Annotated in this window: 9 protein-coding genes; 2 read left to right on the top strand and 7 right to left on the bottom strand. The window is 70.5% G+C overall.

The annotated features are described in order from the left end of the window. The 5 genes from ACFQRI_RS09755 to ACFQRI_RS09735 all read right to left on the bottom strand — a co-directional run. Nucleotides 1-1,471, bottom strand: a 1,471-nt coding sequence (locus tag ACFQRI_RS09755; RefSeq protein WP_380666830.1) for an ADP-ribosylglycohydrolase family protein, incomplete at its 3' end; no start/stop codon positions are given. Between the two features lie 27 nt (nucleotides 1,472-1,498). After that, nucleotides 1,499-3,355: an ADP-ribosylglycohydrolase family protein gene (locus ACFQRI_RS09750; protein ID WP_380666828.1), complete on the bottom strand. Its 1,857-nt coding sequence runs from the start codon at nucleotides 3,353-3,355 to the stop codon at nucleotides 1,499-1,501. Nucleotides 3,356-3,463: 108 nt separating this feature from the next. Then, entirely contained in the window at nucleotides 3,464-7,954 is a 4,491-nt protein-coding gene (locus ACFQRI_RS09745) for a WXG100-like domain-containing protein (protein WP_380666826.1), read from the bottom strand. Beyond that, nucleotides 7,951-8,256 carry an ESX-1 secretion-associated protein gene (locus tag ACFQRI_RS09740; RefSeq protein ID WP_380666824.1) on the bottom strand — a complete coding sequence of 102 codons (306 nt, stop codon included), beginning with the start codon at nucleotides 8,254-8,256 and terminating at the stop codon, nucleotides 7,951-7,953. The genes ACFQRI_RS09745 and ACFQRI_RS09740 overlap by 4 nt, the downstream gene beginning before the upstream one ends. 12 nt (nucleotides 8,257-8,268) lie before the next feature. After that, nucleotides 8,269-8,793, bottom strand: coding sequence for a YbaB/EbfC family nucleoid-associated protein (locus ACFQRI_RS09735; RefSeq protein ID WP_380666822.1), 525 nt, complete (start codon nucleotides 8,791-8,793; stop codon nucleotides 8,269-8,271). Nucleotides 8,794-8,925: 132 nt separating this feature from the next. Between ACFQRI_RS09735 and pdxR the strand changes: the two genes are divergently transcribed. Next, nucleotides 8,926-10,278, top strand: a complete 1,353-nt coding sequence (gene pdxR / locus ACFQRI_RS09730; RefSeq protein WP_380666820.1) for a MocR-like pyridoxine biosynthesis transcription factor PdxR — start codon at nucleotides 8,926-8,928, stop codon at nucleotides 10,276-10,278. Between the two features lie 102 nt (nucleotides 10,279-10,380). Further along, a complete protein-coding gene (locus tag ACFQRI_RS09725) occupies nucleotides 10,381-10,884 on the top strand; it encodes a DUF6319 family protein (RefSeq protein WP_380666818.1) in 504 nt (167 codons plus the stop codon). 174 nt (nucleotides 10,885-11,058) lie between these two features. On the opposite strand, the gene ACFQRI_RS09720 is transcribed toward ACFQRI_RS09725, so the two are convergent. Together ACFQRI_RS09720 and rpoB are read right to left on the bottom strand one after the other, a co-directional pair. Next, a complete protein-coding gene (locus tag ACFQRI_RS09720) occupies nucleotides 11,059-14,970 on the bottom strand; it encodes a DNA-directed RNA polymerase subunit beta' (RefSeq protein ID WP_380666816.1) in 3,912 nt (1,303 codons plus the stop codon). A gap of 113 nt (nucleotides 14,971-15,083) precedes the next feature. Continuing rightward, nucleotides 15,084-18,590: a DNA-directed RNA polymerase subunit beta gene (gene rpoB / locus ACFQRI_RS09715; protein ID WP_380666814.1), complete on the bottom strand. Its 3,507-nt coding sequence runs from the start codon at nucleotides 18,588-18,590 to the stop codon at nucleotides 15,084-15,086. Nucleotides 18,591-19,476 lie beyond the last annotated feature (886 nt).

Below are 19,476 nucleotides of genomic sequence, written 5' to 3'. Positions count from 1 at the left end.
CCGGCTCCGGCTCAGGCTCGGGATCCGGCTCAGCAGCAGGCTCCGGGACCTCGAACTCGATCGGCGTGCGGTCGCGCGGGGCGGACTCCTCGGTGCCGACCGCGGCGAACACGGCGGTGCTCTCGGCGTCCCCGACCTGCGGGACGGGAGGAGCCGGGAAGGTGGCCGCGCCGGCGCTGGAAGCGGCGGGCTCGAACGGCGGCGGCTCCTCGACGGGAACCGACCGTCGCGCGGTCTCCGCGGACGGCTCCGCCGGCGCGGGCTCCTCGGCCGGGATCGCGGGCAGCACCATGGTCTGCTCGCCCGAGCCCTCCACGGTGCGCTCCGGTGCGGCGAGTCGGCGCGGCGCGTTCTGCTGCGGCTCGCCGACGTAGCGCTGCGCCCACTGCGGCGGAGGCGGCGGCGCGAACGCCTCGGTGGCGTCCTGGCACAGCACGTCGAGGACCTCGCGCAGTTCGAGGTCGTGCAGCCACTGCGGCGGGATGCTCGCGGGACCGTGCAGCGCGCCGGCGAGCTGCCCGGCCAGGGCACCGGTGACCGCGCTGTCCGCGGAGTGGTTGACCGCGACCTGCACCGCGTCGGCGAAGGTGCGCGTGCCGCCGACCGCGGCCAGGGCGATGCCCAGCTCGCCCGGCTTGTCCACCACGTCGAACTCGATGTCGATGTCCACGGGGCGCGGGAGCGCCCCGCGCTGGCCGACGAACATCGCCGCGTGCACGGTCCGCCGCACGTCGGCGGGCACCCCGGCCACCGGGTAGGCGGTGTTCAGGCGCCGCTGGTCGGAGGCGGTCAGCGCGTCCCACAGCGGGATGCCGCGGATGAGCTGCGCGAGCACGTCGGCGTGCAGCCCGGCGGCAGCGATCGAGTTCGCGCCCGAGGTGCACAGGTTCGCGATCGCGGCGCCCGCCGAGTACACGCCCTCCGGCACGTTCGACCACACCATGGCGGGCGCGGCCCACACCGCGAAGTCCGCGGCGCCGTCCCAGCTCACCGGCGGGTACAACCTGCCGTCGGCGCCCAGCGGGGAGCGCGCGGCCATCCGCCCGAGCAGCGCGAGCACGTACCCGGCGGGGTTGCGGGTGGAGTACAGCTCGCGGCGCTCCAGCAGCCAGCTCGCGGGCGCCGGTTCGGTGTTCAGCGAGGCGGCCATGGCGTACTCCCACGGCACGCCCTGGGTGTGCAGCCAGCGGAGGTGGTTGGTGAACACGAACTCGGTCGGCAGACCGCCCGCCCCGGCTGCCTTCGCCCGCAGCAGCCCCTCGAGCGTGAACACGGTCAGCTGGGACAGGTCGGTGGCCGCCCCGCGCCGCCCGTAGACCGGCAGGTAGTCGGCGACGCCGCGCGGGCCGAACCACTGCTGGATCTCGGCGGTGGAGGTGTTGCGCACGCCAGCGCCGACGGCATCTCCGACGGCACCGCCGAGCATGGCCCCGCGGAATCGGTCGGCCCAGCTCAGCTGCTGTTGGGTCATCACGATCTCCCTAGTGTTCGCGGGGGTTCACCACGCCGGGTAGCGCTGCGTCCAGGACGGGTCGGTCGGCGGACCGGGGCTGAACTCGGCCAGCGCGTCGTTGGTCAAGGTCTCGATGACTTCGCGCAGTTCCAGGGTCCGCAACCACTCCGGCGGAACGGCCCGCATCCCGTGCACCGCGCCGCCAATGTTGCCGCACACGATCCCCGTCGAATCCGAGTCCCCCGAGTGGTTCACCGACAGCAGCAGCGCGTCGCGGAGATCGTCGGTGGCCAGCACCGCGTAGAGCCCGATGGCCAGGGCCTCCTCGCCCACCCAGCCCTGACCGAGCTGCTCCTCGATCTCCTCGGGCGAGACCCGTCCGCGCTCGGCCAACGCGACCGCCGCGTCCAGCGCGCGCAGCTGCTCCTCGTGCTCCGGCCAGCGCACCAGCAGATCCCGCGCCACGCGCACGGAATCGCGCAGCGGCACGTCCCGGAGCAGCTGGTGCACGATCACCGCGAGCACCCCGGCGGACAGGAACCCGCTGGGGTGGCTGTGGGTCAGCGCGGCGGTCCGCGCGGCCGTGAAGAACACCTCGCCCGGATCGTTGGACCACACCGCGACCGGAGCCGCGCGCATGACCCCGCCGCAGCCCTTGGAATCGTTGATCCGGTTCTGCGGAGTGGCGTGCTGATGCGTCTGCGCGAAGGTGAACAGCGCCGACATGCAGGTGCTGCCCGGCGCCCGATCGGCGAACAGACCGCGGTTGGTGATCAACCACCCGTCGGGACGCGACAACCGGCGAGCGTACGGGCCGCCCGCGTGCTCCCACGGCCGGTTCTGCGTGTGCAACCACCGCTGGTACGCGTGCTGCACCTCGGGAACCGGATCGTTGTCCCGCGGCTCGATCCGGCGCGCGACGTGCGCCCGGATCAGCCCTTCGAGGGTGAACAGCATCATCTGCGTGTCATCGGAGATCTCCGCGACCCCGCCGCGCAGAACCGGCCCGGTCACCCCGCCCTCGCCGTGCTGCCGCCGAATCATCCCGATGCCGTGGAACTCGACCGCGTACCCCAGCGCATCCCCCACGGCACCGGCCACCATCGACCCGAAGAACCGCTCCCGAGCATCCACCGGCGGCCCGGGCTGGGGTTGGGCCGCGGGGGTTTCGGCTGCGGTTCGGGTCGTGCTTCCCCCCGCGGCCTCTTGCTCCGCCGCGCGACGCTCGACGTGCACGTGGTTCTGCCTCTGCAGGAGCACCATGTCGTCGATGCCGAACTCGACCCCGAGGCCGTTCCCCTCCGGGGAGTCGTTGATGCGGAGCCAGAGCTCCTCGTCCGTGCCGTAGAGGTCGAGGATGTCGGTTCCCGCCATGAGCTGCACCGGACCGGCTGCCGGGTCGACCAGGGGCTCCGAGGTGAACACCAGAACGCCGCGTCGGGTCTGCCCGAACTTGTGGTCGACGTGCTCGGCGACCTCGGGCCTGCGGGTCTGCGGATCGACCACCACGAGATGGCTGTTCTCGGCGAAGGCCCACACCAGGTCCCCGATCGAGATGTGGCCGTAGAGAGCCCGCCACAGCACCAGCTCGAAGTGGTTGTGGAACTCCCGCTTCGCGAAGGCGGGCTGCGGCACGAAATCCGGGTTCATCCAGGTGCGCGTGAACTCGCCGCGCTCGTCGATGTACCGACCGCCCGTGACGTTGCTCAGCGTCACGGGCGCGTCCGGCGGCAAGCTGGAGTCCGTGTAGTACATCCACGAGTTCGGGTGGGTGCGCGCGTACTCCTGCGCCCGCTCGCTGATCGGCGGCAAGGTGTCCGTCTTGAACACCTGCTTCCTGTGGATGCGCGCGACGCGCGGGTCCTCGTCGTAACCCGTGTCGTCAGCCGACCCGTCAACCATGTCTCAGAACCTCGTTCGCCTGTGGACTCCCGCCTCCGCCGTTCGGCGCCGCAGCGGGCCGATTCTTCGCCGTCGCCCTGCCCGGGGCATCCCCGAGCGTGCTGCGGGTCACGGCTGCGGCTGCTGATGCTTGAACCCCGCGTTGACCACGGGATCTCCCACGAACGCGCTGGTCAGCTTGCCATCCCCGTCGAACCGCGTGACTCGCGGCCAGCTCCGGTAGATGTGCCCGGCGTCAGCACCGCCGACGAGGAGCACCTCGCCCTCCTGATAACCCGACATCTGCTTCGCATCGCGGTAAGTGGCGTTCGTGTCGATGCCGCCCGGGTGGTACATCTCGTGCATGTACACGACCTGCTCGAACCCGCCGCCGGGCAACCGCTTCACCCCGAACTCGGCGAGTTCCGCATCGGACGAGTTGGCCAGCCCCTTGGGGAGCCGGCTCTCCGGGTCCGGTTCCCTGCCCACCGCGTGCTCGGGACTTCGCGAGGTGCTCACGAAGGCGGACTGGACCTCGTTGACCCCGAGGTGCGCCCCGATGTTGACCATCTCGGGGTCCCGGCAGCGGAACCCGCCGGCCTCGTCGATGACCTGCTCCGCGGAGCGCAGGTCCAAGCGGAAGAGCGCGTTCTTGGGGTGCAGGAAGTCATCCGGCTGACGCCAGACGACTCCGGGCTTGTCGGACACGACCGGGTAGATCTCGTCGACGGCGACCTCGTCCATCGCACCAGCGGTCGCACCCGCGTGCGGCTCCCGCGTCAGTCCCGGAGGTAGCTCTCCACCGGGAGTGAAGTGCTCGTCCTGCAGGCCTTCCCATGCGGGGTTGGAACGGCTGAGCTCGGCCTGCAGCGCGTTGTTGAGGTACTCCCGGGTCAGCTCCGTCGAGGGATCTGCGACCCGGTCGGGTGCCGTGGGCAGGTCGACGGCACGGCCGTCGTCGCCGACCCGCGACGTCTCGTCGACCCGACCGTCGGCCGGACCCCGGTGCTGCGGGTTCTCCGGCTCGGCGGGGTCGCTGCTCGAAGCCGATTCCCCGTCCGCGGGACCGCGCGCACCACGACCGTCGTGCGGTTTCGGCTCGAAGTCGTCGATCCCCCGGGAGTCATCCCGGGTGCTCGTCGATCGCACCGGTGCCTGATCCGACGACCTGGACGGCGCGAAGTCGTCGAAGACCTTCTGCGCGTTCGCCGACCTCGGCGCTTCCGTCGTCGTGCGGGGCGGGCCGAAGTCCGCGTGGCCCGGTCCGTCGGGGCGGGACGCCGTCGGCGTCGGCGCTGGTGGACGAGGGCCTTGCGCAGCCCGCGGACCGTTCGGCCCCTGATGCGCCGCGGGGCCGTTCGCCTGGTGCGGTGCGGCGGGGCTCTGCGGCGCGCGCGGGACGCTCGGCGTCTGCGCCGCCGGGCGCCCGGTGTTGTGGGGCGAGGACGGAGACACCGACTGCGCCGCATCGGGCTGCGCGAATCCCCGCTGCGGTCGGGGCGCTCCGGCGGACGGCGACTGGGGCGCCTGCGCGCGGAAGCCCTGCTGCGGCAGGTGCTGCGGGGCTGGTGCTGCGTGTTGCTGCGGCGGTTGCGGGTGACCGCCCTGGCCCTGGTTCGGGGCGTGCGTGGGCTGGCCGCCGCTGGCCGCGACGATCTGCTGGTTGGTGGGGCCGTGCGCCTGCTGCGCAGTCGGTCCGTAGCCCTGCTGCGGCGCGGGTTGGCCCTGCTGCGGTGGGCCGTGGTTCGGCTGCGGAGGCCCGTAGCCCTGCTGCGGCGCCGGACCGTAGTTCGACTGCGGTGGGCCGTAGCCCTGCTGCGCAGCCGGACCGTAGTTCGACTGCGGAACCGGCTGGCCGTGCTGCGCCGGGCCGTAGCACTGCTGCGGCGCCGGACCGTAGTTCGACTGCGGCGCGGGCTGGCCCTGCTGCGGTGGGGCCTGGTTCGGCTGCTGGGGATGCGGGGTCGGTTGGTTCGGCGGTGGGTTGTTGGCGTGGGCGTGCCCCGCCGTCGGATCGCCGAAGTCCTCCTCCCGCATCCTGCCGAGCAGCCTGTCGAAGACCCCGCGGCGGTGCGCGTCGTCCGCGAGCTGGCCGTGGCGGACCCACTTCGGGTCGTGGCCCGGGGGGATGGGGCTCTCGTGGGTGGCCTTGGTGCCGTCCGGGCGGAAGCTGTGCCACTCGCCGGGTGCGTCGAACCTGGGTTGCGGGGCCCCGGCCTCGTTCGGTTCGAACTCGGCGCGGGACTCGGAGGCGTAGACGTTGCCGTAGTTGTCGACCCAGGCGTCCGTGCTCGGGGCCAGGACCTCCACGCCCAGCTCCTCGGAGAGCTGCTGGGCGAAGTTCTTGGAACCGTCGGGCACGTCCGCGCCGGTCCGGCAGGAGACCAGCCGGACCGGCGCTCCCTCCTGGTACCCGCGCGAGCCGCGGATGACCTCGGCGAGCTCCTTCGCGGTCAGGTCCGCGTCGCCGATGCGGACACCACCGGGGGTCCCGTGGACCTCGACGGTGAAGCGGTTCGGGTCGACCGATGCGCGGGGTTCCCGGTTCGCCGGAGTGCCGAACGGCCCGTCCCCCCGCGGGACCATGGTCAGGCCCGACGGGGTGTTCTTGATCGAGTGGTAGTGGCCGCCGAGCTTCTCGCGCAGCTCGTCGGAGATCTCCGGCCTCCTGGTCTCGGCCAGGTCGGCGTTCCAGCGGTGCAGGAACGGGTCCTCCGGCTCCCGCTCGCGAGCCATCGATTCCGCGGTCGAGCGACCGCGGTCCTCGCTCGGCGCGGCGTGCTCGGCCGGCTGACGCGGGTCGGCCTCCGGCGTCCGGTGCGTCGGGACGCTCGCCGAGCGCTGCGGACCGCCCGGGACGCCCCCGTCGAAGGCGTTGCGCAGCGCTCCCGGGCTTCCCCGGGTGCCGGTCCAGCCGCCCGGACCACCGGCTCGCGGAGCGTCGGGGCGCGGTGCCGCCTGCGCGTTCGGGCCGCCCGCCTGGGCGGCGGGTGCGCCGCCCGCCTGGCCCGCGGAGGACGGTTGATCGGGGCGAGGCGGCGGTGGGGTGTTCGCCGCCGGGGCTTCCGGGGCGCGGGGCGGGGCGTCGGCGAACGCCGCCGTCGTGCTCGCCGGAGCGCTCGGGGCATCGGCGGGAGGAGTCGCCGAACCAGCTCCGGACGACGGCGATCCGCCCTGCGGGGCCTCCGGGCTCGGCGACGCCGGACCGGAATCGCCTGCGGGGTTCCGGCTCGGGCCCGGATCGGCGGGCGCGGCCTCGGGCTCGCGACCGCCCGGCGGAGACCCGCCGTCGGCGGCGCGCCCGCTCGCGGCGGAATCGGATGGGCCCTGGGAATCCCGCGGGCCCGCACCGGAATCCGCGACCGAATCTCCACCCGACGAGGTCGTGCGCGCGTCCCCAGCACCGTCGCCGGAACGCCCGCCGGCATCGGGCGAATCCGACGATTCCGAAACGTCGGAACGTCCCCCGGCAGCCGACGAACCCGAATCGCCCGAAGGCCCGGCAGCACCCGACGAATCGGCCGAACCCGCGTCGCTGCCCGCGGTGCTCGCGTCCGCGCCGCCGTCGGTGGAGGATCCCTGCGACGAGCGGGCACCCGATTCACCCCTGCCACCGGAGGAGTCCGGCCCGGAGCCGCCTTCCGAGGAATCCGAACCGCTCCCGCCGTCGGGGGCGCTCGGATCGCCGAACTTCGCGTGGTGCTTGCCCACGACGTCGGTGCCGAAGGTGTCGTCGACCTTCTTCCACGCGGGCTCGGCGAGCTTGTCGCCCAGCTTGCCGCCGACGTCGAGCTTGTCGACGACCTTGCCGACCCCCTTGGCCGCGCTCTTGCCCAGGTCGCCCAGGGTCTTCATGATGTCGCCGAACACCTCGGCGAGCCTGGCCAGCTTCGGCGAGACGTTGCTCAAGGTGCGGGTCAGCTTGGACACGACCTCGGCGATCTTGGCGACCGTCTTGGAGATGAACGCGGTCGCCTGCGCGGCCACCAGCGGGATGGCGAGCCCGAACGAGCACACCGCTTCCAGCGCGTAGGTGATCAACCGGGAGATGCAGTCGGAGATCAGGTCCCGGACGAAGTCGCGCACCCCGCCGACGACCTGCCCCATGATCTCCACGACCGAGCTGATCGTGTCGGCGAGCTCCCCTGCGCCGTGCAGGGCTTCGGACTTCTCCGCCGCCTGCTTGCGGTACGCGTCGCCGGCCGCGCCGCGCCAGTCGGAGGTGTCGGCGCGGACCGCGTCGTCGTACTGCTCGGCGGCCTGCTTGACCGCCTGCGAGACGTTCGCCCAGGTCTTGGCGTAGGCGCCGACGCCGTCCGGGTCACCGGCGAACCAGTCCAGGGCCTCGTTGAGCGGTTCGACGTGCTCGATCAGCCAGGAGAGGCCGTAGGAGAGCAGGGTGCCGATCGGGTCGACCGCGAGGCCGACGCCCTCCATGGCCGCGCCGCCCCAGGCCAGACCGCTCTCGACCCAGCTGGAACCGTCCTTGAGCTGCGAGATGTCGCTGACCGATTCGGCGATGCCGATGCCCTGGCCCCAGCCACCGCTGCCCTGGCCCTCGGTGAGCGGACCCGGCCCGTCGGGGTTCTCCGGGGCCTGCTCGACGAGCGGGTTGCTCACTCGACCCCCCGGATCAAGTCGCGGTTGCGGTCGTCGGTGGACTGGTAGTCCTCGGCCGTGGCGCGCACGTTCTCGACGAGCTCGCTCATCGACTCGACCGCGCTGCGCAGCGTCTGCACGCCGTTGCTCTCGACGGGGTCGAGCATCCAGGCGAACGGGCGGCAGATGATGCCGTAGGCGTCGTTGTTCAGCGAGACCTGCTGCGAGGCGTCGACCGCGGTCCGCAGCTCGTCGACCACTCCATCCACTTTGGACGCGTGCGCGCGCAGGCGCTCGGTGACGATCTTCATCTCGTCGGGCACGGGTCCCCCAGGTCAGCGCAGGAACGAGCCGTTGCCGAGGTCGTCGTCCCAGTCGTCCTCCGGGCCCCCGCGCTTGCGCGGCGGCCGGTAGTCCGCCGGCCGCTCGCCGCGATCCCCGTCGGCGCGCGGGCCCTCGGGCCGCTCCGGGTCGCCCTCCGGCAGCTCGGGGAAGGTCTTGCGCGCCTGGTCGACGACGTGCTGCGCGGCGGAGTCCTGCAAGCCGACCGTGTCCGCGACGGCCTGCTGCATCAGGTCCGGGATCCTGGCTTGAGCGCTCTGGACGAGCCGCATGATCTCGGCACCGAGCTTGGGCATCGGGCGGCTGTTCGCGCCCTCCGCGAGCTGGAGGTCCCGCAGCATGCCGTTGGAGGAGACGGTCACCCGAACCGCCCCGTCCCGGGAGGCCTCGGTGACCGAGATCTGCTCGACCCGCTGCTGCATCCGCCCGAACCTCTCGGCCTTCTCGGTGGCCCGCTCCTGCCACTCGCGGACCATGCGCTCGGTGGCCCCGACATCCCCGCCGAACTCCTCCGGCACCACATCTCCCCAGATCGCGATGGAACAGGCCGTGATCGAGAACGTTATCAATCGAAGGTGTGAAGGACGGCGGGCTCGGCCGGTTCCGGCGTGCGGCGAGGATCACTCCTCGGCGCCGGTAAGCTCGGACCCGTGTTGTGGTCCGCTGTGCTCGATCTCCCGGCGGGCCGACCGGACAGCCACGGCCTCGCCGAGGCCGCGCGCGCCGCGATCCGGGACGGCCGGCTCCCCGCGGGCAGCCGGGTGCCCTCGACGCGTTCGCTGGCGCAGGAGCTCGGCATCGCGCGGGGCACCGTCACCCGGGCCTACAACCAGCTCTCCACCGAGGGGTTCCTGCTGGCCCGCCAGGGCGCGCCGACCGTCGTCGCGGAGCAGCTGACCACGGCCCCCACGGCCGCGCCGACGCGAACCCCCGCTCCGCCCGCGCGCTGGGACTTCCGGCCCGGCCGCCCGAACTTGAGCGCGTTCCCGCGCCGGGACTGGCTGGCGGCCAGCAGGCGGGCGCTGCGCGACCTCCCCGACGAGGACCTCGACTACGGCGATCCGCAGGGCCATCCCGCGCTGCGCCAGGCGCTCGCCGAGTACCTCACGCGGGTGCGCGCGGTCGTCGCCTCCCCGGAGCAGGTCATCGTGTGCAACGGGTACACGCAGGCGTTGTCGCTGCTCAGCAAGGCCCTTTCCGACGAGGGGATCTCCTCGGTCGACTTCGAGGACCCGTCCGCACCGCTGCTGCGCGACATCCCGGCCGGGTTCGGGATGCGGGTGCGCGGCGCGCCCGTGGACGCCGAGGGCCTCGACGTGAGCGCGGTGCGCGGACCGGCCGTGGTGGTCACCCCCGCCCACCAGTTCCCGCTCGGCGTGGCGATGAGCTCGGCGCGCCGCACCGAGCTGGTGCGGCGGTCCAAGGACGAGGACCTGCTGATCGTCGAGGACGACTACGACGGCGAGTTCCGCTTCGACCGGGCGCCCGTGGGCTCGCTGCAGGGCATGGCGCCCGAGCGGGTGGTCTACGCGGGCACCGCGAGCAAGACCCTGGCGCCCGCGCTGCGGCTGGCCTGGCTGGTGCTGCCGCCGCGGCTGGTCGAGCCGGTCCGGGAGCTCAAGCGGCACAGCGGGTCCCACGCGCCGCTGTTCGAACAGCTGGCCATGGCCGAGCTCGTCTCGGCGGGGGCCTACGATCAGCACGTCCGCCGTTCGCGCGCGACCTACCGGCAGCGCCGGGAGCGATTGCTCGAACGGGTGGACCACCCGCCCCACCCGTCCGGGATCGCGGCGGGACTGCACCTCGCCCTCCGGCTCGACGGGCTCACCGAGGTCGAGGTCCTCGCGCGGGCGCGAGCGGAGTCGGTGGACCTCGAAGTCCTCGGCCCGCACCGGGTGCGCCCCGGCGGCGGACCGCCGGGCGTGATCGTCGGGTACGCGGCTCCCGCCGACGACGACTTCGAACCCGCGCTGCGGGCGCTGGCGGCGGTCCTGCGGCGATAACACGATCGTGCGATGCCCGCGCGCGACCCGCACGTCCCGCCACACCCGTTGGGAACACCTGTTCTATTCTGGGTGCCCCTCTCTCGATTCACAGGAGACACGTTGACCGAAGAGCAGACCAACCAGGCCGAAGCAACCGCGTCCCAGGAGGCGGCCGAGGCCCCCGCGACCGGAGCGGCCGCTTCCGACGCCCCGTCTGCCGAGTCCGCCCCCGCCGCCGAGTCCACCGCGACCGACGGCACGTCCGCTTCCACCGGGACCGAGTCCGCCGACAAGCCGGTCGCCGACTCGCCCGCGCCGAAGAAGCAGACCCGCAAGAAGAGCACCGCGAAGAAGACCCGCACCGTCGAGCTGACGCTGACGGTCACCGGCACCGCCGACGGCGAGTGGCAGGCCGACCTGCTGCACGCGGGCAAGCGCGTCGTGCAGGGCCTGCAGATCCCGGCCGCCGCCGTGTCCAAGGCCGCGGCCGAGCTGCACACCGACATCTCCGAGACCATCGAGGACGTGCTGAACAAGGCCCGCCAGGAGCACGAGGCCAAGCTCGCCGAGCTCGAGGCCGAGGTCGAACGGGTCCGCAAGGCCCTCGCCGAGCTCGAGAGCTGACCCCACCCGCGCGAAAGCCCCCGGCACCTCGCCGGGGGCTTTCGTCCGCCTCGCAGTTCCGCCTGGAGCTGCACGCGCTCAAAGTCCGTTGTGCCCAGGCAGTTCTAGGCAGAACTGCGAGTGAAAGAACCCCCTGCCCGGAGGAGACGGGCAGGGGGTTCTTGGCTACTGACCTCAGCGGTAGTCGCGGCCGAAGTCGTAGTCGTCCAGCGGGACCGCCGCACCGGTGCCGGTGCCGAACACGTCCGGGGTGTAGTAGCTGTCGTCGTAGGACGGGATCGCGTAGGCCGCGGCCCGAGCCTCCTCCGTCGGCTGCACCTGGATGTTGCGGTACCGGTTGATGCCCGTACCGGCCGGGATCAACTTACCGATGATCACGTTCTCCTTCAGGCCGACCAGCTTGTCGCTCGCGCCCTCGATCGCGGCGTTGGTGAGGATGCGGGTCGTCTCCTGGAAGGAGGCCGCCGACAGCCACGACTCGGTGGCCAGCGACGCCTTGGTGATGCCCATCAGCACCGGACGGCCGGAGGCCGGGTCGCCGCCCTCGGCGACGACGCGGCGGTTCTCGCCCTCGAACTGCGAGCGCTCGACCGGCGAACCGGGCAGGAACTCGGTGGCACCCGAGTCGATGATGATGACCCGGCGCAGCATCTGGCGGACGATGACCTCGACGTGCTTGTCGTGGATGCCCACACCCTGCGACCGGTACACCTCCTGCACCTGGTCCACGAGGTGCAGCTGGGCCTCGCGCGGGCCCATCACGCGCAGCACCTCGTGCGGGTCGACCGCACCTTCCAGCAGCTGCTGACCGACCTCGACGTGGTCGCCGTCGGAGATCTGCCGCTCGGTGCCGTCCACCGAGATCGCCGCGAGCCGCTGCCGCTTGGACAGCTTGTCGTAGACGATCTCCTCGCCGCCGTCGTCCGGAATGATCGTGATCTTCCAGTAGCGGTCGTTGTCCTCCAGCCGGATGCGGCCGGAGGTGTCGGCGATCGGCGCCTTGCCCTTCGGCACGCGGGCCTCGAACAGCTCCTGGACACGCGGCAGACCGGTGGTGATGTCGTCACCGGCGACACCGCCCTGGTGGAAGGTGCGCATGGTCAGCTGCGTGCCCGGCTCACCGATGGACTGGGCGGCGACGATGCCGACGGCCTCGCCGACGTCGACCAGCTTGCCGGTGGCCATCGAGCGGCCGTAGCAGACCGCGCAGACGCCCACGCCGGACTCGCAGGTCAGGACGCTGCGGACCTTGACCTTCGTGACGCCGGCCTGGAGCAGCTTCTCGATCGCCGGGTCGCCCAGGTCCGAGCCGCGGGCCATGATCACGTTGCCCTCGGCGTCGGTGACGTCCTCGGCGGTGGTCCGGGCGTAAACGCTGGTCTCGACGTGCTGGTGACGCACCAGCTTGCCGTCCGGCAGCTTGTCGGCGATCGGCATCTTGATGCCGCGCTCGGTGCCGCAGTCGTCCTCGCGAACGATGACGTCCTGCGAGACGTCGACCAGACGACGGGTCAGGTAACCCGAGTCCGCGGTGCGCAGCGCCGTGTCGGCCAGACCCTTGCGGGCACCGTGGTTGGAGATGAAGTACTCCAGCACGGACAGGCCCTCGCGGAAGTTGGCCTTGATCGGGCGCGGGATGTACTCGCCCTTCGGGTTGGACACCAGGCCACGCATACCGGCCAGCTGCACGACCTGGGTCATGTTACCGGCGGCACCGGACTTCACGATCGTGGAGATCGAGTTGTTGTCCGGGAAGTTGTTCTCCATGGCCTCGGCGACCTCGTCCTTGGCCGCCGTCCACACCTTGACCAGCTCGGCGTTGCGCTCCTGGTAGGACAGCGCACCGCGGCGGTACCGCTTCTCGACCTGGTCGGCCTTGGACTCGTAGTTGTCCAAGATCTCGGTCTTGCTCTCCGGCACGACCACGTCCGAGATCGACACGGTCACGCCCGAGCGGGTGGCCCAGTAGAAGCCGGCGTCCTTGAGCTTGTCCAGCGTCTGGGCGACGGCGACCATCGGGTACCGCTCGGCGAGGTCGTTGACGATCGCCGCCTGCTTCTTCTTCGGCAGCAGCTCGTCGACGAACGAGTAGTCGTCCGGCAGCAGCTCGTTGAACCAGACCCGGCCCAGCGTCGTCTCGGCGATCCAGGGCTGACCCGGCTCCCAGTCCTCCGGCATCTGCTCGGCGTTCGGGACCGCGTCGCGCAGCCGGATCTTGACCTTGGCCTGCAGGTCCAGGTTGCCCAGGTCGTAGGCCATGATGGCCTCGCCGACCGAGGAGAACGCCTGGCCCTCGCCGGTGGCGCCGTCGACCTGCTTGGTCAGGTGGTACAGGCCGGTGACCATGTCCAGACGCGGCATCGCCAGCGGCCGACCGGAGGCCGGCGAGAGGATGTTGTTGCTGGACAGCATCAGCACCCGGGCCTCGGCCTGCGCCTCGGCGGACAGCGGCAGGTGCACCGCCATCTGGTCGCCGTCGAAGTCGGCGTTGAACGCCTCGCAGACCAGCGGGTGCAGCTGGATGGCCTTGCCCTCGACCAGCTGCGGCTCGAAGGCCTGGATGCCGAGGCGGTGCAGCGTCGGAGCGCGGTTGAGCAGCACCGGGTGCTCGGCGATGACCTCTTCCAGCACGTCCCACACCTGCGGGCGCTGGCGCTCCACCATCCGCTTGGCGGACTTGATGTTCTGCGCGTGGTTGAGGTCGACCAGCCGCTTCATGACGAACGGCTTGAACAGCTCGACCGCCATCTCCTTGGGCAGGCCGCACTGGTGCAGCTTCAGCTGCGGGCCGACGACGATGACCGAACGGCCGGAGTAGTCGACGCGCTTGCCGAGCAGGTTCTGGCGGAACCGGCCCTGCTTGCCCTTGAGCAGGTCGGACAGCGACTTCAGCGGCCGGTTGCCCGGACCGGAGACCGGACGCCCGCGACGGCCGTTGTCGAACAGCGCGTCCACGGACTCCTGCAGCATCCGCTTCTCGTTGTTGACGATGATCTCGGGCGCGCCGAGGTCGATCAGCCGCTTGAGGCGGTTGTTGCGGTTGATCACGCGGCGGTACAGGTCGTTGAGGTCGGAGGTCGCGAAGCGACCACCGTCGAGCTGCACCATCGGACGCAGGTCCGGCGGGATGACCGGCACCGCGTTGAGCACCATGCCCGCCGGGTCGTTGCCGGTGGTCTGGAACGCCGCGACGACCTTGAGCCGCTTGAGCGCGCGCAGCTTCTTCTGGCCCTTGCCGTTGCGGATGGTCTCGCGCAGACCCTCCGCCTCGGCGTTGATGTCGAAGTTGGCCAGCAGCGCCTGGATGGCCTCCGCGCCCATGCCGCCGGTGAAGTACTCGCCGTAGCGGTCGTAGAGCTCGCGGTAGAGCGTCTCGTCGGCGATGAGCTGACGCGGCTCCAGCTTGGTGAAGGTCTCCCAGATCTCGTCGAGCTTGTCGAGCTCGCGCTGCGCGCGGTCGCGCAGCTGCTTCATCTCGCGCTCGGCGCTCTCCTTGACCTTGCGGCGCTGGTCGCTCTTGGCGCCCTCGGCCTCGAGCGCGGCCAGGTCGGACTCGAGCTTCTGGGCCCGGGCCTCCAGGTCCTGGTCGCGCTGGTCGGCGATGTGCTTGCGCTCGACGCTGACCTCGCTCTCCAGCGTGGACAGGTCGTTGTGGCGCAGCTCGGTGTTGACCGAGGTGACCACGTAGGCCGCGAAGTAGATGATCTTCTCGAGATCCTTCGGGGCCAGGTCCAGCAGGTAGCCCAGGCGGGACGGAACGCCCTTGAAGTACCAGATGTGGGTCACCGCGGCGGCCAGCTCGATGTGGCCCATCCGCTCGCGGCGCACCTTGGCGCGGGTGACCTCGACACCGCAGCGCTCGCAGATGATGCCCTTGAAGCGGACGCGCTTGTACTTGCCGCAGTAGCACTCCCAGTCCCGGGTCGGACCGAAGATCTTCTCGCAGAAGAGCCCGTCCTTCTCCGGCTTCAGGGTGCGGTAGTTGATGGTCTCGGGCTTCTTGACCTCGCCGTACGACCACTGGCGGATTTGGTCGGCCGTGGCGAGGCCGATTTTGAGTTCATCGAAGAAGTTGACGTCAAGCACGTCGGGTCTTCTCCCTTGGTCGGAAGGTGCCGCCCCGGTCGGACCGGGGCCGGCTCATGCCAGGTTGGGTCGGGTGCCGGCCCGCGAGCTCACCCGCGGGCCGGCGGCGAGCGTCAGTGCGCGATGTCGTCCACCGACGGGTTCTCGTTGCGGGACAGGTTGATGCCGAGGTTGGCCGCGGCACGCTCCAGGTCCTCGTCCTCGCTGTCGCGCATCTCGATCGCGGCACCGTCGCTGGAGAGCACCTCCACGTTCAGGCACAGCGACTGGAGCTCCTTCAGCAGGACCTTGAAGGACTCCGGGATGCCCGGTTCCGGAATGTTCTCGCCCTTGACGACCGCCTCGTAGACCTTGACGCGGCCGACCACGTCGTCCGACTTGATCGTCAACAGCTCCTGCAGCGTGTAGGCCGCGCCGTAGGCCTGCATGGCCCAGCACTCCATCTCGCCGAAGCGCTGACCACCGAACTGGGCCTTACCGCCCAGCGGCTGCTGGGTGATCATCGAGTACGGGCCCGTCGAGCGGGCGTGGATCTTGTCGTCCACCAGGTGCGAGAGCTTGAGGATGTACATGTACCCGACGGCCACCGGGTACGGGTACGGCTCACCGCTGCGCCCGTCGAGCAGCTGTGCCTTGCCGTCCGAGCCGACCATCCGCTCGCCGTCGCGGTTGGGCTTGGTCGACCCGAGCAGACCGGTGATCTCGTCCTCGCGCACACCGTCGAACACGGGGCTGGCGGTGTTCGTGCCCGGCTCCACGTCGAGGAGCTCCTCGGGCAGGCGCTGGGCCCACTCCGCGTCCCCGTCGATGGACCACCCCTGCGAGGCGACCCACCCGAGGTGCGTCTCCAAGATCTGCCCGATGTTCATCCGTCGCGGCACACCGTGGGTGTTCAGGATGATGTCGATCGGGGTGCCGTCGGGCAGGAAGGGCATGTCCTCGGCGGGCAGGATCTTGCCGATGACGCCCTTGTTGCCGTGGCGGCCGGCGAGCTTGTCGCCGTCGGAGATCTTGCGCTTCTGCGCGACGTAGACCCGGACCAGCTGGTTGACGCCCGGGGGCAGCTCGTCGTCGTCCTCGCGGTTGAACACGCGGACGCCGATGACCTTGCCGGTCTCGCCGTGCGGCACCTTCAGCGAGGTGTCGCGGACCTCGCGGGCCTTCTCGCCGAAGATGGCGCGCAGCAGCCGCTCCTCCGGGGTCAGCTCGGTCTCGCCCTTCGGGGTGACCTTGCCGACCAGGATGTCGCCGCCCTGGACCTCGGCACCGATGCGGATGATGCCGCGCTCGTCGAGGTCGGCCAGCACGTCGTCGGAGACGTTCGGGATGTCCCGGGTGATCTCCTCGGCGCCGAGCTTGGTGTCGCGGGCGTCGACCTCGTGCTCCTCGATGTGGATCGAGGTGAGCACGTCGTCCTGCACCAGGCGCTGGGACAGGATGATCGCGTCCTCGTAGTTGTGGCCCTCCCACGGCATGATCGCCGTGAGCAGGTTCTTGCCCAGGGCCATCTCGCCGTTCTGCGTGCTCGGACCATCGGCGATGACCTGCCCGGCCTCGATCCGGTCGCCCTCGTTGACGATCGGCTTCTGGTTGATGCAGGTGCCGTGGTTGGAGCGGGAGAACTTCTCCATCCGGTACGAGCGGCGGGTGCCGTCGTCGGCCATGATCGTCACGAACTCGGCCGTGAGCTCCTCGACCACGCCGGCCTTCTCGGCGGTGATGACCTCACCGGCGTCGACCGCGGCGCGCAGCTCCATGCCGGTGCCCACGTACGGGGACTCGGCGCGCAGCAGCGGCACCGCCTGGCGCTGCATGTTCGCACCCATCAGGGCGCGGTTGGCGTCGTCGTGCTCGAGGAACGGGATCATCGCGGTCGCGGCGGAGACCATCTGCCGCGGCGAGACGTCCATGTAGTCGATCTCGGTCGGAGCCAGCAGCTCGACCTCGCCGCCCTTCCGGCGACCCAGCACGCGGTCGTCGAGGAAGTTGCCGTCGGCGTCGATCGGGGCGTTCGCCTGCGCCTTGACGAAGCGGTCCTCCTCGTCGGCGGTCAGGTAGTCGATCTGGTCGGTGACCACGCCGTCGACGACCTTGCGGTACGGCGTCTCGATGAAGCCGAACGGGTTGACCCGGCCGAAGGTGGCCAGCGAGCCGATCAGACCGATGTTCGGGCCTTCCGGCGTCTCGATCGGGCACATCCGGCCGTAGTGCGAGGGGTGCACGTCGCGGACTTCCATGCCCGCGCGCTCGCGGGACAGACCGCCCGGGCCGAGCGCGGAGAGCCGGCGCTTGTGCGTCAGGCCCGCGATCGGGTTGGTCTGGTCCATGAACTGGGAGAGCTGCGAGGTGCCGAAGAACTCCCGGATCGACGCCGTGATCGGGCGGATGTTGATCAGGGTCTGCGGCGTGATCGCCTCGACGTCCTGGGTGGTCATCCGCTCGCGCACGACGCGCTCCATGCGCGAGAGGCCGACGCGGACCTGGTTCTGGATCAGCTCGCCGACGGTGCGCAGGCGGCGGTTGCCGAAGTGGTCGATGTCGTCGACCTCGACCGGGACGGTCTCGCCCTCGACCGTGTTGCCCTCGGCGTCGCGCCGCGGCATCTCGATCTCGCCCGCGTGCAGCCGCACGAGGTACTCGATCGTGGTGACGATGTCCTCTTCGGTGAGCACGCCGGTCTCGTAGGGCAGCTCCAGGCCGACCTTCTTGTTGACCTTGTAGCGACCGACGCGGGCCAGGTCGTAGCGCTTCTCCTTGAAGAACAGGTTCTCCAGGAGGGTCTGCGCGCTCTCCTTCGTCGGCGGTTCGCCGGGCCGCAGCTTGCGGTAGATGTCCAGCAGCGCCTCGTCGGTGCCGCCGGTGTGGTCCTTCTCCAGGGTCGCCATCAGCGTCTCGGAGAAGCCGAAGCGCTCGCGGATGGCCTCGGTCGACCAGCCCAGCGCCTTGAGCAGCACGGTGACCGGCTGCCGGCGCTTGCGGTCGATGCGCACGCCGACGGTGTCGCGCTTGTCGACGTCGAACTCCAGCCACGCACCGCGGCTGGGGATGATCTTGACGCTGTAGACGTCCTTGTCCGTGGTCTTGTCCACCGACTGGTCGAAGTAGACGCCGGGGGAACGCACGAGCTGGGAGACCACGACCCGCTCGGTGCCGTTGATGATGAAGGTGCCCTTGTCGGTCATGACCGGGAAGTCACCCATGAACACCGTCTGGCTCTTGATCTCGCCGGTGGTGTTGTTGATGAACTCCGCGGTGACGAACAGGGGCGCCGCGTAGGTCATGTCCTTGTCTTTGCACTCGTCGACGGAGGCCTTGACCTCGTCGAACCGAGGGTCGGAGAAAGACAGCGACATCGATCCGGAGAAGTCCTCGATCGGAGAGATCTCGCTCAGGACCTCTTCCAGGCCGCCAACCGGACTTTCCTCGCCGGAGTCGACCCGGCGCTGGAACCAGGCCTCGTTACCGACAAGCCATTCGAAGGACTGGATCTGCAGGTCTAGCAGGTTCGGCACGTTGAGCGGTTCGCGGATGTTCGCGAACGAGACCCGAGTGGGTGCCCCAGGGATCCCCGACGTGTAGTTGGAAGCTGCAGAGACCTTGGTCGCGCGGGAGACTGCCAAGATGCGTCCTTCCGGGACTCTGAACTGGCTACAGCCGCACTGGAGATTGCGCGCGTCAGCAGAGCGCGCAGATCACTAGCACAGCTGTCAAGGGTGCAATGGCGCTGACCATCCTACGGTCCGGTACAGGACGGACGGAAAGAGGGCAGCGCAAAGTAGCAGTCTAGCCGGAAGGACGCCAGCTGTCGAGGGGGCCCACCCGATGGCGGCCCATCCCCGTGTTGAGGACCAGAGTGAACCCACGCGAGCTCTCAGTCAAGAGATCACGCGCCCATCACTCTCGTGGCGCAAAACACGATCACCGGACGTAACCGCCGGACCGGCGTTTCCCCCTGGTCAGCGCGATATGATCACCTCTTCGCGGGTATCCGCGACACGACTGGCGAAGGTAAGCCAGGCGACCCTTGACGACCCCTCGGCCGACCCTCGAGACCGCTCGCCCGCCATCCCCGCGCGGCCGCTCGCGCCAGGCGGGACGTCTCCTCCGCGCCGGTGCCGCCGGTCCGCGGCGACGAAGATCGTTTTCTGCTTCGGAACCACCAGGTACCGGAAATGTGGCGGGCGCCCGCAGGCAATTGACCGCCCCCCGCCGCGCGCATTTTCCACCCGGCCCAATTATTGATCTTGAAAATACCGAACCGGTCAGACCATTCGAGACCGGTCGAGACCAGAGGGCGACCGCCGAGGCTCCGCGGAGAAGCAGTTTCAAGATCAACTCCTCGCTTCGCCGGCAGGCCCATGACCTCGGGGAAGCTCACCCGATTGTCGCAATATCTGTACGTCTGCCGTGGTCAGGGCGACCCCTTCCGAACGCCTTGATCACATCGAGACCACCGGTTCCCGATACCTGGCTGATCCGCCGGAGCGGACCTAGTAACTTCTCCGC

Source organism: Saccharopolyspora griseoalba (assembly GCF_042665275.1).
In the GTDB taxonomy this organism is placed as follows: domain Bacteria; phylum Actinomycetota; class Actinomycetes; order Mycobacteriales; family Pseudonocardiaceae; genus Saccharopolyspora; species Saccharopolyspora griseoalba.
The sequence above is the reverse complement of the archived record's forward strand: the minus strand, read 5'-3'. Positions and strand labels throughout refer to the sequence as shown.

Coding starts and splice junctions, on each gene's coding strand:
- ACFQRI_RS09750 (WP_380666828.1), bottom strand. CDS start 3,355: ATGGTTGACGGGTCGGCTGACGACACGGGTTACGACGAGGACCCGCGC.